General features: G+C 44.4%; 15 protein-coding genes. 10 read left to right on the forward strand and 5 right to left on the reverse strand.

Annotated features, from left to right (window positions below; all coding sequences use genetic code 11):
* Positions 1-25 precede the first annotated feature (25 nt).
* Positions 26-925, forward strand: a complete 900-nt coding sequence (locus CXF70_RS16320) for a TIGR01777 family oxidoreductase (RefSeq protein ID WP_101803536.1) — start codon at positions 26-28, stop codon at positions 923-925.
* A 41-nt stretch (positions 926-966) separates the two neighbouring features.
* Complete coding sequence (gene rlmD, locus CXF70_RS16325; RefSeq protein ID WP_101803537.1) at positions 967-2,331, forward strand: 23S rRNA (uracil(1939)-C(5))-methyltransferase RlmD; 1,365 nt, start codon at positions 967-969, stop codon at positions 2,329-2,331.
* Between the two features lie 51 nt (positions 2,332-2,382).
* Here the strand turns inward: rlmD and CXF70_RS16330 are convergent, their stop codons facing one another.
* Positions 2,383-3,564: an MFS transporter gene (locus CXF70_RS16330; RefSeq protein WP_084242280.1), complete on the reverse strand. Its 1,182-nt coding sequence runs from the start codon at positions 3,562-3,564 to the stop codon at positions 2,383-2,385.
* Positions 3,565-3,644: 80 nt separating this feature from the next.
* Between CXF70_RS16330 and CXF70_RS16335 the strand changes: the two genes are divergently transcribed.
* Positions 3,645-4,025 carry an OsmC family protein gene (locus tag CXF70_RS16335; protein WP_101803538.1) on the forward strand — a complete coding sequence of 127 codons (381 nt, stop codon included), beginning with the start codon at positions 3,645-3,647 and terminating at the stop codon, positions 4,023-4,025.
* 325 nt (positions 4,026-4,350) lie between these two features.
* On the forward strand, positions 4,351-4,545 hold the full coding sequence (locus CXF70_RS16340) for an SE1561 family protein (protein ID WP_084242282.1): 195 nt from the start codon (positions 4,351-4,353) through the stop codon (positions 4,543-4,545).
* A gap of 50 nt (positions 4,546-4,595) precedes the next feature.
* Here the strand turns inward: CXF70_RS16340 and CXF70_RS16345 are convergent, their stop codons facing one another.
* Both CXF70_RS16345 and CXF70_RS16350 read right to left on the reverse strand, forming a co-directional pair.
* Complete coding sequence (locus CXF70_RS16345; protein ID WP_101803539.1) at positions 4,596-5,540, reverse strand: YihY/virulence factor BrkB family protein; 945 nt, start codon at positions 5,538-5,540, stop codon at positions 4,596-4,598.
* Positions 5,524-5,985, reverse strand: coding sequence for a YtxH domain-containing protein (locus CXF70_RS16350; RefSeq protein WP_101803540.1), 462 nt, complete (start codon positions 5,983-5,985; stop codon positions 5,524-5,526). The genes CXF70_RS16345 and CXF70_RS16350 overlap by 17 nt, the downstream gene beginning before the upstream one ends.
* A gap of 194 nt (positions 5,986-6,179) precedes the next feature.
* Between CXF70_RS16350 and CXF70_RS16355 the strand changes: the two genes are divergently transcribed.
* Together CXF70_RS16355 and CXF70_RS16360 are read left to right on the forward strand one after the other, a co-directional pair.
* Positions 6,180-7,553, forward strand: a complete 1,374-nt coding sequence (locus CXF70_RS16355; RefSeq protein WP_101803541.1) for an alanine/glycine:cation symporter family protein — start codon at positions 6,180-6,182, stop codon at positions 7,551-7,553.
* Between the two features lie 58 nt (positions 7,554-7,611).
* On the forward strand, positions 7,612-7,833 hold the full coding sequence (locus CXF70_RS16360; protein WP_084242285.1) for a DUF1128 domain-containing protein: 222 nt from the start codon (positions 7,612-7,614) through the stop codon (positions 7,831-7,833).
* 159 nt (positions 7,834-7,992) lie between these two features.
* On the opposite strand, the gene CXF70_RS16365 is transcribed toward CXF70_RS16360, so the two are convergent.
* Positions 7,993-8,979, reverse strand: coding sequence for a class I SAM-dependent methyltransferase (locus CXF70_RS16365; protein WP_084242286.1), 987 nt, complete (start codon positions 8,977-8,979; stop codon positions 7,993-7,995).
* Entirely contained in the window at positions 8,976-10,283 is a 1,308-nt protein-coding gene (locus CXF70_RS16370; RefSeq protein WP_101803542.1) for an FAD-dependent oxidoreductase, read from the reverse strand. The genes CXF70_RS16365 and CXF70_RS16370 overlap by 4 nt, the downstream gene beginning before the upstream one ends.
* 228 nt (positions 10,284-10,511) lie before the next feature.
* On the opposite strand from CXF70_RS16370, the gene CXF70_RS16375 reads away from it, so the two are divergent.
* The 4 genes from CXF70_RS16375 (at position 10,512) to CXF70_RS16385 (ending at position 13,915) form a co-directional block, all read left to right on the forward strand.
* Positions 10,512-11,744 carry an aminopeptidase gene (locus CXF70_RS16375; protein WP_101803543.1) on the forward strand — a complete coding sequence of 411 codons (1,233 nt, stop codon included), beginning with the start codon at positions 10,512-10,514 and terminating at the stop codon, positions 11,742-11,744.
* Positions 11,745-11,829: 85 nt separating this feature from the next.
* Positions 11,830-11,970, forward strand: coding sequence for a hypothetical protein (locus CXF70_RS18405; RefSeq protein WP_165850190.1), 141 nt, complete (start codon positions 11,830-11,832; stop codon positions 11,968-11,970).
* Positions 11,971-12,225: 255 nt separating this feature from the next.
* Positions 12,226-13,233 (forward strand): rod-share determining protein MreBH, encoded by a 1,008-nt coding sequence (gene mreBH, locus CXF70_RS16380; RefSeq protein WP_084242290.1) that lies wholly within the window; start codon positions 12,226-12,228, stop codon positions 13,231-13,233.
* Between the two features lie 115 nt (positions 13,234-13,348).
* The gene (locus CXF70_RS16385) at positions 13,349-13,915 is read left to right on the forward strand and encodes a beta-class carbonic anhydrase (RefSeq protein ID WP_084242291.1); all 567 of its coding nucleotides are present in this window, start codon (positions 13,349-13,351) and stop codon (positions 13,913-13,915) included.
* Positions 13,916-14,070 lie beyond the last annotated feature (155 nt).

The following is a 14,070-nucleotide window of genomic DNA, read 5'->3' on the forward strand; positions in this document are numbered from 1 at the left end:
TATATAGGAAATGGAGGCGATAGGCATGAAGATTGCAATCACTGGAGGAACCGGCTTTGCCGGCAATGAAATGACGAAATTATTCACTCAGCACGGACACGAAGTTTTCATCCTGACGAGAAGCCCGAAACCATCAGACAACGGCATCCATTATGTTGAGTGGCTGACAGATGGCGCAGAACCGGAAAAGAAACTGGCAGGCATCGATGCTTTTGTAAACCTGGCAGGTTCATCCATCAATGATGGACGCTGGGATGATGAACAGAAGAAACTTATTTACAGCAGCCGCGTTGAATCTACAAATGAAGTGCTGCGCATCATCAAAGAGTTGGAACAAAAACCTAAAGTGCTGGTGAATGCAAGCGCTGTTGGCATTTATCCCGCTTCGACAGAAAAATCCTATACAGAGAAATCGACGGAACGGGGTGATGACTTCCTTGCTGAAACTGTTATCGAATGGGAACGCCTCGCAGATGAAGCGAAAGACTTCGGCGTGAGGGTAGCGTATGGACGATTTGGCATTATCCTTGGCAAAAAAGAAGGTGCCTTGCCGTTGATGGCCCTCCCTTATAAACTTTTTGGCGGCGGCACAGTCGGCTCCGGCCGGCAATGGCTGTCGTGGATCCATATTCACGACGTCGCCCGCGCGGTTTTATTCGCCATTGAAACAGAAGAACTGAGCGGACCATTTAATGTGACCGCTCCCTATCCGAAGCGCATGAAGGATTTCGGCAAAGAAATCGGACACGCTTTGGGACGTCCGCATTGGTTCCCGGTGCCTGAGTTCGCCCTAAAAGCTGTGCTCGGCGATAAGAGCCGCCTCGTTCTTGAAGGACAGCGCGTACTGCCGGAAGTTCTGCAGCAGCATGGTTTCGAATTTGCATACCCCGATCTGAGATCAGCTCTGGCTGATATCTATAAATAAGGCTATAATGTAGGGATGACCAAAAGAAGGACGTGTGCACTATGAATGAAAAACCCATAATGGAGACCGGACAGAAATTTCCGTTGACGATCAAAAGGCTTGGCATCAACGGCGAAGGCATCGGTTTCTTTAAACGGAATGTTGTTTTTGTCGCCGGTGCACTGCCCGGCGAAGAAATCACAGCACAGATTACATCAGTCAAACGGAATTTTGCGGAAGCCCGGATTGTCAAAATGCGGAAACCTTCCTCTCACCGCCAGACTCCACCCTGCCCAGTCTATGAAGCATGCGGCGGCTGCCAGCTTCAGCATTTGACATACGACCAGCAGCTCGTTGAAAAACGGGATCTGGTGGTCCAGGCGCTCGAACGTTATTTGAAAGGCGTCGATGTCAAAATTGAAAAAACGATCGGCATGGAAGATCCATGGCATTACCGCAATAAAAGCCAGTTCCAGACACGGCTGAAAGGTTCAAAAGTCATCGCGGGTTTATTTGCGGAAGGTTCCCATCAATTACTCGATATCGAACAATGCATCGTTCAGCATCCGGATACCACTGTCATCACCAACTCAGTGAAGCGGATTCTCGAAGAATTGCGTATTCCGATCTATGATGGCAAAACGATGCAAGGCGTCATCCGGACAATAGTCGTCCGCACCGGCATTGAAACGGGTGAAATTCAACTGGTGCTGGTGACAACCCGCTCTAAAATTCCCAAAAAGGAATTGCTGCTGGAAAAGCTGAAAAACTTGGATGTTAATCTTGTCTCAATCGTCCAGAATATCAACCCAGAAAAAACGTCGCTTATTTTCGGTGAAGAGACGGTTACTTTATACGGCAAAGACACCATCCACGAAAAATTGGGGGAACTTGCCTTTGACCTTTCCGCCCGCGCCTTTTTCCAGTTAAACCCAAAGCAGACCGTCAAATTATATGATGAAATTAAACGCGCTTCAGAGTTGACCGGCACCGAAAAAGTCGTCGATGCTTATTGCGGCGTCGGTACAATCGGTTTATGGCTTGCTGATGGCGCTGGCGAACTCCGCGGCATGGACACCATCCATGACAGTGTGGTCGATGCAAAGGCAAATGCGAAACGGCAAGGCGTCAAAGCGAAATACGTAACCGGGACTGCGGAAAAATGGCTGGATGTCTGGAGCAATGAAAATTTTGTTCCTGATGTACTGACTGTAGATCCGCCTCGCACCGGACTGGCTGACTCCCTGCTGAAAACGATCCTGAAGGTGAAGCCGAAACGTTTCGTTTATACGTCTTGCAACCCTTCCACACTGGCGAAGGATCTGCAGCAATTGACGAAAATCTACCGGATCGAATACATCCAGCCTGTCGATATGTTCCCACAGACGGCACAGGTTGAATCTGTAACGAAACTTGTTTTGAAATGAAAAAGAGACTTCCGGTTTTAAATCGGAAGTCTCTTTTTGTTGCTATATAATTCAACCGGATGCGGGCTTGCTGATTTTATTGCCCCGTAAGGCGATGATGGCGAAAATGATGAGCAGTATCAAAGCGATCAGCAAAAGGAAACTCAGCTCTTCTGTAACATCCAAAAATAATCCGCCAAGCACAGGTCCTGCCAAGCTTCCGATGCTGAATGCTATGCCGCACAATAAATTGCCTGTAGGCAGCAGTTCCCTTGGCATGAGATCTGCCATATAGGAGATTCCCAGTGAAAAAGTCGAACCGACGAACATACCGGCTAGGATGAAAAATGCCAAAGTTACCCATGCATTCGATTCAAACAAGCTGGCCGTGCCAAATGCAGCTGCACCACCGAACAGTGCAAGCAGCAAAACTTTGCGCCTGCCGATCCTGTCACTAAGTTCACCAAGCGGCAGCTGAGTTGCAATGGCACCGAGCGAAAACGCGGCGAGCATATAGGAAACCATGGAAACATCTATCGACTGCCTCAGGGCGTATACAGGATAGATGGCATTTAAGGAAGCTTCCAGGAATCCATAACCAAGCGGCGGCAAAAAAGCGAACCAGCCAATGACGATAGCAGCTTTAAAACGGCTTAACGTTCCACTTGCCGTCATGGCACTTGTCGTAGTTTCAGGGAAATCATTGCGCAGGAAGAAAACGAGAACCCAGGCCGTGAGGCATAAAAGCCCCGATATGATAAACGGCAACGCTTCAAAAATATTAACGAGAGGCACAAATAACGGTCCAGCTCCAAATCCAATGCTGAATGACATCCCATATATGGCAATGTTCCTGCCCATGCGATTCTGTGCGGATGTACTGGTGATCCAGGTCTGGGTCGAAAAATGCAGCGCCTGGTCTCCAACACCAATCAGGATCCGCAGGAAGAACCAAAACAGGACTGATTTCCATAACGGGAACAGCAACAGGGACAAGATGACAAGTCCACCGCCAATTATGATGATCGGTTTAAAACCGAAACGCCGCAATTGAGGTTCCATAAAGGGTGCGATAATTAATGTACCTATGTATAAGCCGGTGGCACTCAATCCGTTTAAAGCAGATGACACGCCATCCTGCTCAAAAATAACCGCGATGAGCGGCAACAGCATACCCTGCGAAAACCCGGAGATCGATACTATAGCGACAAGGATCCAGAAACGCCCACTGTCACTTTGCAAGTAATTTTTCATGATGGCTCCTTCCAGTAAGCACCTTCTTTTGTATTTGAATGGAATTCAGATACAATTTTATCATAAGGAGGAGATGTAAGATGAAATTTTCAATGACTGAAAATGGTTTTTCGGGCGATTTGCCTTTTGGTGAACTGGCCGTTTCAACAAATGAGGAGTACGGTTTCCGCCCATATCAGTTGCTGGTGGCTTCCCTTGCAGTCTGCAGCGCTGGAATTATAAGGAAAGTTCTGGAAAAACAACGGATGCCTGCAGAAGATATACAGGTGGAAGTAAAAGAAATTATACGCATCGATGAAGAAGCGGGACGCGTTTCAAAAGTCCATCTGCATTTCCTGATCAAAGGCGATATCAATGATTCGAAAATGCCGCGTGTGATGGAGCTGACAAGAAAGAATTGTTCGATGGTCCGTTCTGTGGAAGATTCGATTGAAATTGTGGAAACATACGAACTCGTATAAATCAATAAAAGCTCAGTCCGTATCTGTATGCCAGATCACGACTGAGCTTTTATGTTAGATTTCCATTTTCATCTTTTCTCATAAGACCATTTTTCGGCTTGTGCCGGTGAAATGTTCGAACCCCCTCCTTTTACTTGTTAGTTAGTGAATGGTTTCGACTATTCATCATGGCCTCCTCTCTATTGATTACTCATACACTAACACAGAAATATAATTAAGTAAATATTCTAAATAGAAAAACTACTAAAATCTCTCTTTTTACCTATGTTTGATTGAAATCCATTGGTAAATCAGCTACGATAGAATGCGAAATGAGGTGTGCCTTATGGGAAAATCCATTACCGATAGAGAAAAGCAAGTAAGTTATATGAAACAACGTTTGAACATGTTCCTGGAAGTCCTTGATTCGATTGAACCGGAAACCGCAGAACTGGAAGATATTGATCGTTTAATCACGATGGTTGATGAATTGGACGATAAAATGCAGCAATTCAAAACACGGCCTACCGATGAGAACTGATTGTTTAAATAACCAAATATCGCCAAAAAACACCGGAACAACTTGTGAATTCAAGTTGTTCCGGTGTTTTTGTTTAGTCGTTTTATGATATCGCGGCGTGATTGCATGACTGCATTCACCTGGCCTCCGACCATCAATAGGATGGCTGATACATATAACCACAACATTAACATGATCACACCGCCAATTCCTCCGTAGGTCGCTGAGTAATTCGCAAAATTATTGATGTAGATCGAAAACCCGAAAGAGACAGCCAGCCAGCCGATCGACGTGAAAGCCGCTCCAGCCAGCACAGATTTGAAATCCAGCTTCACATTAGGGGCTGCCCAATAAATTACTGCCGCCACAACAAAAATGATCAACGGCGGAATCGTAAAACGCAATGTATTCCAGGTTTCCAAAAATCCTGCTTCCAAACCAAAAAACGAAAAGATGAAGATTCCGATCTGGCGTCCGAATATTGGCAGGACCAATGCAATCAATAAAATAAAAATCATTAACACAGTGGTAATGATGGACATGCCTCTCGCTATCAGGATCGGACGGTTTTCCTCAACATTATAAGATTGGTTCAATGATTTTATAAGTGCATTCATGCCAAGGCTAGCGGACCAGATGGTGGCAATGAGTCCGAATGAAAGCAGACTGCGATTTTCCTGGGTCAAAATTTCGTTGATCGTCTCTTCGATAAGAAGATAGATTTCGCCAGGCACAACATTCGCCATGAATTGATAGATTTGATCTTCAGCAATATTCAAATAAGGCAACAGCGTTATCAAAAAGATAAGCAATGGAAAAATAGACAACAGGAAAAAGAACGCTAATTGCGCTCCAAGTCCTGTGACATCCACATCATTGATTCTTTTCCATAATTCTTTCATAAACCCCGGGAAGCGGGTGACATCGTAACTCGGTCCCTTCGCCTCCGTCCCTTCCTGTGGAAGATCGGATTCTGTCTTATGGGGCTTATTCAGTGAATTACTGCTTTTTCCCATATTCCGCATCGCGGTTCGAATTATTGTTAGATGAACTGCTGTTATTATCAGTCAACGATGATGAAGCGGAAGGGTTATCTTCCTGCAGAGCAGATTTAACATCCTGAGTTGAATCCACCACTGCTTCCTTCGTGTCGACGAATGCCTCTTTCGTATCCATAGCCATCTCTTTTACCTGAGGAGTCAATTCTTTCAATTCATTGACTTTTTCCCCAACATAAGATGCGTCTTCGGAAACGCGCTCATAAAGATTCTGGAATTTGTTTGCCTGCTGCTGAACCGCAGACTTCAATTCGTCTTTATTACTTGCATAGTATTTCGCATTCTCAGAGACCTTTTTCGATTTCTGCATTACATCGTTGCGGGTATTGCGGTCAAACAGGGAAATGATCACACCCACCGCTGCCCCCACTAATAATCCTGTCATCAATTTGTTTTGGCTCATTCTGAATTCCTCCCAAAGAATAGTTTGTTCTAACGTGTCTTTTGAATTTTTCCCTAATCTCAACATATTTAAACTTATCTCCTAAAAATTTAAAAAACCCTTGACTCTTGAGCGTAACTTTCGGAATATTAAATCAACAGGAGGTGCAAAATTATTTCAGGAGAACAGAATTACATAACTTAGGGGGAAATTAGATGGAAAGATTTGAAGAATTATTGGGAGAAATCAGTGGTTTAGTATGGGGCGTCCCACTCTTGATCCTGATTGTCGGTACAGGGATTTACCTTACAGTACGGCTCGGATTCCTTCAGCTTCGCTTATTGCCTTATGCACTTAAATTAACTTTCTCCAAAAATGTCGATAAAGATTCCGAAGGCGATATATCTCACTTCCAGGCTCTATCAACAGCCATGGCGGCAACAGTCGGCACCGGTAATATCGTCGGGGTTGCAACCGCTGTCGTGCTTGGCGGACCTGGAGCAGTCTTCTGGATGTGGCTGTCCGCATTCTTCGGGATGGCAACAAAATACGGTGAAGCCGTATTAGCTGTAAAATACCGCATTACCGATTCAAAAGGACAGATGGCCGGAGGTCCGATGTATTATCTGGAGCATGGCCTGAAACAGAAATGGCTTGCAGTCCTTTTCGCCATCTTTGGCGCAATTGCAGCATTCGGGATCGGCAATATGACACAATCCAATTCTGTCGCGTCAATCGTCGATGAGACTTTCGGTATGGCTCCTTGGGCTACCGGACTTATCCTCACTGCTTTTGCAGGTTTGGTAATTTTAGGCGGAATCAAAACTATCGGTAAGGTTACTGCATTCTTTGTTCCGTTTATGGTTCTGTTTTATGTTATTGCAGGATTAGTCATCATGGTCATGAATTTCGACTTGATTCCTGCCGCTATTGGCACAATCTTCAGCGCTGCGTTCACAGGTGAAGCTGCTGCCGGCGGTGCGATCGGTGCCGCAATCCGTTATGGTGTTGCCCGTGGGGTATTCTCCAACGAAGCCGGCCTTGGGTCAGCACCGATTGCAGCTGCTGCTGCAAAAACGGATATGCCTGGCCGCCAGGCTTTAGTGTCGATGACGCAGGTCCTGTTTGACACATTGATTGTCTGCTCGATTACAGGAATTACAATCGTCATGTCTGGCCTCTACACACAAGAAGGACTCGAAGGCGCGCCACTTACCAGTGCAGCATTTGGCCAGTACCTTGGCGGCGTAGGTCCTTACATTGTCGCGTTTGGCCTTATTTTCTTCGCATCTTCGACAATTATCGGCTGGTCTTATTATGGTGAGAAATGTTTCCAGTATCTTTTCAAGAATCCAAGTTTGCTGATTGTATACCGCGTCCTTTTCGTTGCGGCTGTCTTCCTTGGAGCAACTGCTTCACTTACCGTTGTCTGGACATTCTCAGACGTGATGAATGGCCTGATGGCAGTTCCTAACTTAATCGGCCTTCTTGGTCTGTCAGGTGTAATCGTGTACGAAACGAAGAGAATCGTTGCAAAAGCTAAAGAAGAGAAAAACGAGAAAGCTGAACTTGCCCGTTCAGGAAATTGACATTTTTTTTGATAAGTGAAATGATAAGGCATACCATACCGAAAGGCAGGAACTTATGATGGACTTATCGAAACAGTCTCCAGAAAACGTCAATTACATGATCGAGGAAATAAAAGCGAAATTACGCATGGTCAATGTCGATGCGATGAAAGCTGAACATTTCAATGCTTCACAGTATGAAGATTTGCGTGATTTGTATGAAATGGTCAAAAAGCGCGATAACATCACACCAAATGAAATGCAGGCAATCGCCCAGGAACTTGGCTCATTGCGGAAATAATGAAAAGCGGCAACCCTTGAGATTTTCCCGGGGTTTCCGCTTTTTTTTTAGAAAAAAGCGGAGCTGTTTTGCAGAATATCGGATTCACAGCTTCCTTACACAATGAGCTAAAAAGCCTCCGAAAAAATTTCGGAGGCTTTTCTTATTATTCTTTAATTTCTATGCCGGTTTCTTGTACTGTGCAATATACCAGCCACCCTCTTTAATCACTGTATGGATGCCGAGCATATCCAGTCCCGCGGCTTCTCCCCAATCACGCAATTCATCGCGGGTGGGAAGGCGGTACAGGTTGTCGAAGGAAGAAAAGAAGCTGTTGAATACATTCGCAAAAGGAGGATCGTCACTGCTGCCTGCAATAGGTGTGACAATGGACAGGATGCCGCCAGGGTTTACCCAATCAGCCAGTTCATGAATCAGCGCCTCACGCTTTTCAAGATCGATATAATGCAGGACATTATTCATCATGACCATATCAAAAGGCTGCTCAGGATTATAATCCCACAAATCCGCATTCTGAATTTTAATATTGTCATCTTCTGCTGTCAGCTGCTGAGCTTTCTCTGTCACTTCCTCACTGATTTCAATTCCGGTGAATTGAGTATCAGAAAATCGTCCAGCCAGTTTTTTGATGTAACCGGCTTCACCGCATCCTATATCCAAAACTGATCGGATATTATATTCTCGGATTCGCTTCGACATTTTAGGCATCGCGAGCACTTCGAGCAATCTGCTGGTTTCTGCAACTGTGCCGGCATGCCTTTCTTCATCAAAGTGAAGCCGGTTGCTGTTGCGCATCATTTCCGGATAACTCAGCAGTGTCGGAATATGAAGCTCCATCATTTCCTTCAGCAATACCCCTGAGGAATTATCTCCTTTCGGCTTAGGCAGTTTCCAGGAATTGGCGAGCTTATGGCGTCCTCGTCCAGCCTCCTTGAGATGGCCGATCGACACGCCTACCGCCACCCATTGCTCCAGAAGATTTTCATCCAATCCGTAGGCATCTGCTACATCCGATTTTGCCATCGGCCGTTCAAATGCCTTGAACAGATCCAATTCATAACCGACATAGGCATGCCAACTGTAAAGGAACGGTTCGTTTCTCTTCATATACATCCTGGCTTTAAACATTTTCATCACATCTATCATATTAATCCCTCATCTTTCCATGGATAGTCGTCTTCCCTGGTATAATATCTCAGCTCTTTTGATTTTTTCGGAAGATCCCTCAGCCGGACTGGGATGATGCCGCCCTGGATGAATCTGTCCCTTACGTTTTCTTTCCACATGCCAAGCCCTGAGACATTAAGCATTTGCTTAAAATGAAGAATCGGGTCTTCTTCCATCCGCTCGAATGTTTTTTGCCGAAGAAAGCTGACCGGTTTAAATGGATAGGAATACGCAAGTGCAGCCAGATGGCTGAGTTGGATTACATGATCCGCCCTCTTATAACGCACTTTTTCATACCATTTCAGATTTTTGGGATTCTGTTTATGGGTCTCAACCATGTCCGCAGTGAGCTCACCTAAAACATCAGCGTCCTGTATCGCCATATTCATGCCTTCCCCCGCCATCGGGTGTACAGCATGCGCCGCATCCCCGATAATCGCTTTATTGTCCCTGACATATGATGGGGCATGGAACATGACCGGAATCATCAATTGAATTTTTTTCCAGTCAGTCAACTGTTGTACATAGCCATCCATTGCCGGTGCAAGATCTGTGTATAGTTTGTGGAAGTGGCTGATGGGCTTTTCTTTCAATTCTTTATAATCTCCTTCTGGAATCAGATAAACGGAACGCACCTGATTATCCGGCAAAGGGAATAATCCGAGGAATCGATTATATGTAGAAATAATTTGGCCATCTTTGAAATTTTCTGGCCTTGGAAAAGATACAGTTAAGAAATGATGGTTATAGGAAGTCTGTCTGATTTCGATGTCCATATGCTTTCTGGTAACAGATGCCCTGCCCTCTGCACCAAAGAAGAAATCAGCTTCAACTTCCAATTTTTCTTTTCCTGATTTGAGCAATGCTTTATTGTCGGTATACCCTGTGCAAGACGTTCCCGGCATATAGCGGAAATTTTTATATTCGGAAGCGGCTTTCAATAGAATTTCTTTTAGTTCTTCATGATGAACCATAAATGCCGCGTTGTATTTGCCAGGCAATACGCTGTAATCCATAAACGTCTGGTCGCGGACCTGAAGTGAACTTGACAGCTCGAGCATATCAAGGATTTTGATTTCGTTGCTGCGGGCAGTGATTTCGTCGTATAGGCCCAGTCCTTCGAATATCTGCATGCTTTTAGGCTGAAGCAATTCACCTTTATAAGTCGGTGCTTTAGCTTTCAATCGCTCCGCCATCACCACATCGACGTTGCGCTGAACAAGTTTAAGGGCCAGTGCAAGACCACCGATACCGCCACCGCTGATAAAGACTTGTGTTTTCATCAAACTCAGCTCCTCTCTAATGTATTCCTCAAACCCCTCGCATAAAAACCTCAATAACTGCGATACATTTAAATAAACTTCAATATTTCAGTTTCAAAAAAATACTTAAGACCTATAAAACTATATTTTTCCAATATTTTTTAGAATAACCTGGATATTTAGCAGGCAGGCATTGCGGACTATGACTGAAAATTGATACTATAATATATGATGAGAGGAGAGATTCATTTGACATCATTAAATGATAAATTGACACGCTATGCAGAATTGGCGGTAAAGGTAGGCGTTAATATACAGCCAAACCAACAATTATACATAGCAGCTTCACTGGAGGCTGCACCGCTTGTGCGCCTGATTGTAAAAAAAGCCTACGAGACTGGAGCTAAACAAGTCTTTGTTGACTGGAATGATGATGAAGTCTCAAGATTGCGCTTCGAAATGGCGCCCGAGGATTCTTTCTCTGAGTTCCCTTCCTGGAAAGTTCAAGAGCGTGAGCAATTGGCCGAACAAGGTGCTGCATTCATGAGCATTGTTTCGCAAAGCCCGGATCTTTTGAAAGGAATCGATTCGAAACGAATTGCCGCTTCTCAGAAGGCGACTGGACAAGCACTCAATAAGTATCGCCAATATGTCCAATCAGATAAAATCAGCTGGACAGTCCTGGCAGCACCATCAAAAGCCTGGGCGTCAAAAGTTTTCCCGGAGCTTCCGGAAGATCAGCAAGTTGACGCTTTATGGGATGCTATTTTCAAAGCGGTCCGCGCCGACTTGGATCAGCCGATCGAAGCTTGGAAAGAGCACGACGAATTATTGCATACAAAAGTCGATTATCTGAACGGCAAAAAATATGCGAAATTACATTACACTTCCCCTTCCACTGATCTCGAAGTCGCTCTTCCTAAAGGGCATTTATGGTGCGGCGCTGGTTCCATCAATGAAAAAGGCGATGCTTTCATGGCAAATATGCCAACCGAGGAAGTATTCACTGTGCCGCAAAAAGATGGCGTCAACGGTTACGTTTCAAGCACGAAGCCACTCAGCTATGGCGGCAATATCATCGATGAGTTCAAAGTCACATTTGAAAATGGACGAATTACAGATGTAACAGCAAAACAAGGGGAAGATGTTTTGAAGCAATTGGTAGATACGGACGAGGGCTCCCATTACCTGGGTGAAGTTGCATTAGTGCCTCACGAATCACCAATTTCTGCTTCCGATATCCTTTTCTACAACACTTTATTCGATGAAAATGCGTCAAACCACTTTGCAATCGGAAGTGCCTACTCTTTCTGTCTGGAAGGCGGCAAGAAGATGTCGTCCGAAGAACTGCTTAAGCACGGTTTGAACCAAAGTATTACCCATGTCGATTTCATGGTCGGTTCTGACAAGATGGATATTGACGGTATTTTGGAGGATGGCACACGCGAGCCGATTTTCAGGAGCGGCAACTGGGCATTTTAAATCTCACTAATTCGACACTTAATCTTTTTTCCATTATCATGTATACTAAGTTATGATAATCATAGTCGAGAGGGGAGTTATCATCATGTTGTCTGGTATTGTCACAGTATTAGGTTTTATGGCTGTAATCTTCATGTTTTTCTTCACACTGCTCCATTTTTTGGGGAAAGAGTTGCATACACATGACGCAGAACATGTAGATCCGCATCCGGAACGCAAATTCTGATCATTAAATTCCGAAGCAGACCTTTTTATTAAAAAGGTCTGCTTTTTTAATAGTTTTAAATGACTGATAGATTACAATTCAGAAACATTTCATTTGCACATCGATTACATTACACATCAAACGTCCTATAAATGATCTGCCCAAAGAGCCAATAGGCCCTCGTAATATTGCAGTCTGACGCAATTGAAAAGAGTCGCTATTTTAAGCGTGTTAAAATTCAAAATGGACTTGTTTTATATTAGGAGGAGTTTAGGCATGTTTTCTTCATCGGATATTGGAATTGACTTAGGAACAGCAAATATTCTTGTTTATACAAAAGCAAAAGGCATAATTTTAAACGAACCGTCAGTAGTGGCACTTGATACAAAAAGCGGAAAAGTGATCGCTATCGGCGAAGAAGCCAAAGCTATGATCGGTAAGACGCCAACATCCATCCGCGTTGTGCGTCCACTGAAAGATGGCGTAATCGCAGATTTTGACGTCACCACTGATTTATTGAAAATGGTCATGCAGAAAGCAGCCAAACAGTTGGGAGGCGCTTACCGTAAGCCGAATGTGATGATTTGCACTCCATCCGGTGCAACATCGGTAGAACGCCGTGCGATTCACGATGCGGTTAAACAAAGCGGCGCTAAAAGTGTCCACTTGATCGAAGAGCCGGTGGCTGCCGCGATTGGAGCTGACCTTCCTGTCAGCGAACCGATAGCAAGCGTTATTGTGGATATCGGTGGTGGCACTACTGAAGTCGGCATCATTTCATTTGGAGGCGTTGTTTCTTCCAACACAGTAAAAATTGCGGGTGACCGCATGGATGAAGATATCATCCAATATGTCCGTAAACATTATAATGTTCTAATCGGTGAACGTACGGCAGAAAATATCAAAAAAGAAATCGGTTATGCTTTGATTCCGCATAAAGCGGAAACGATGGAAATTCGCGGCAGGGATATCATGACTGGCTTGCCGAAAGTTGTCTCATTAACATCTACAGAAATCCAGGAAACACTGAAAGAACCATTGTTGGCCATCCTCGAATGCATCCGTGCAACTCTTGAGAATTGCCCTGCCGAACTGTCTGGTGACATCGTCGACCAGGGAGTTGTCATCACTGGCGGCGGCGCTCTGCTGAAAGGCATGCAGCAATGGCTGTCTGAAGAAATTTCAGTGCCTGTTCACATGGCACCGATGCCGCTCGAATCTGTGGCTATCGGGACCGGACGATCTTTGGTCATGATGGACAAGCTCGATAAAATTTCAAAATAAACCTGTTCCGGAAGCCTTGCGCTTCCGGAATTTTTTATTTTTCCGGACTGAGATTAGTCATCAGTTCAAATTTCGATTAAAATATAGGAGAGTAAATGTTTAAGGAGTGGATAATGTGTCGATGCTGAATGAAATACTGGAGTTCAACAAAAATTTTGTTGAAGAAGAAAAGTACGAACAATTCATAACCACTAAGTTTCCTGATAAGAAAATGGTCATTTTGACTTGCATGGATACTCGCTTATTCGAATTATTGCCAAAGTCCATGAATTTGAAAAATGGCGATGTAAAAATCGTCAAGTCTGCAGGTGCGGTCATCAATCACCCATTTGGCGGAATCATGCGCAGCCTGATTGTGGCAATTTATGAATTGAATGCCGATGAAGTTTATATTATCGGCCATCATGATTGCGGAATGTCCGCAATTGAACCACAAAAAATAATGGAAAAAATGAAAACCAGAGGCATTGCTGAAGAAACTATTGAGATGATGCGCTATTCGGGAGTCAATCTCGATGAGTGGCTGCGCGGCTTCGATAATGTTACCGAAAGCGTCCGTCACAGTGTCAATATGGTACGCAATCATCCTTTAATGGATAATGAAGTTCCGGTTCACGGATTGGTAATTGATCCTAAAACAGGGAAATTGGATTTGGTAGTGGACGGAAATGAAAATAGATGAAGAAAACCGCTGAGAAAAATTTCTCAGCGGTTTTCTATTTTATAAAAAAGTATTAGAAATAATATTTCACAAAACAGCATCGCTGTACAAAACCTGTGCTCCTGCATCGCTTCGCTAGCTTCGTCGCAAAGGTTCGACCGAATGCTGTTCGGTCG

The sequence above is a fragment of the Planomicrobium sp. MB-3u-38 genome (assembly GCF_002836425.1).
Taxonomy (GTDB): domain Bacteria; phylum Bacillota; class Bacilli; order Bacillales_A; family Planococcaceae; genus Planococcus; species Planococcus okeanokoites.

Bases quoted from the DNA above. Each gene is read 5' to 3' on its own strand.
- CXF70_RS16320 (WP_101803536.1), top strand. From the start codon at position 26: ATGAAGATTGCAATCACTGGAGGAACCGGCTTTGCCGGCAATGAAATG.
- rlmD (WP_101803537.1), top strand. From the start codon at position 967: ATGAATGAAAAACCCATAATGGAGACCGGACAGAAATTTCCGTTGACG.
- CXF70_RS16330 (WP_084242280.1), bottom strand. From the start codon at position 3,564: ATGAAAAATTACTTGCAAAGTGACAGTGGGCGTTTCTGGATCCTTGTC.
- CXF70_RS16335 (WP_101803538.1), top strand. From the start codon at position 3,645: ATGAAATTTTCAATGACTGAAAATGGTTTTTCGGGCGATTTGCCTTTT.
- CXF70_RS16340 (WP_084242282.1), top strand. From the start codon at position 4,351: ATGGGAAAATCCATTACCGATAGAGAAAAGCAAGTAAGTTATATGAAA.
- CXF70_RS16345 (WP_101803539.1), bottom strand. From the start codon at position 5,540: ATGGGAAAAAGCAGTAATTCACTGAATAAGCCCCATAAGACAGAATCC.
- CXF70_RS16350 (WP_101803540.1), bottom strand. From the start codon at position 5,985: ATGAGCCAAAACAAATTGATGACAGGATTATTAGTGGGGGCAGCGGTG.
- CXF70_RS16355 (WP_101803541.1), top strand. From the start codon at position 6,180: ATGGAAAGATTTGAAGAATTATTGGGAGAAATCAGTGGTTTAGTATGG.
- CXF70_RS16360 (WP_084242285.1), top strand. From the start codon at position 7,612: ATGGACTTATCGAAACAGTCTCCAGAAAACGTCAATTACATGATCGAG.
- CXF70_RS16365 (WP_084242286.1), bottom strand. From the start codon at position 8,979: ATGATAGATGTGATGAAAATGTTTAAAGCCAGGATGTATATGAAGAGA.
- CXF70_RS16370 (WP_101803542.1), bottom strand. From the start codon at position 10,283: ATGAAAACACAAGTCTTTATCAGCGGTGGCGGTATCGGTGGTCTTGCA.
- CXF70_RS18405 (WP_165850190.1), top strand. From the start codon at position 11,830: ATGTTGTCTGGTATTGTCACAGTATTAGGTTTTATGGCTGTAATCTTC.
- mreBH (WP_084242290.1), top strand. From the start codon at position 12,226: ATGTTTTCTTCATCGGATATTGGAATTGACTTAGGAACAGCAAATATT.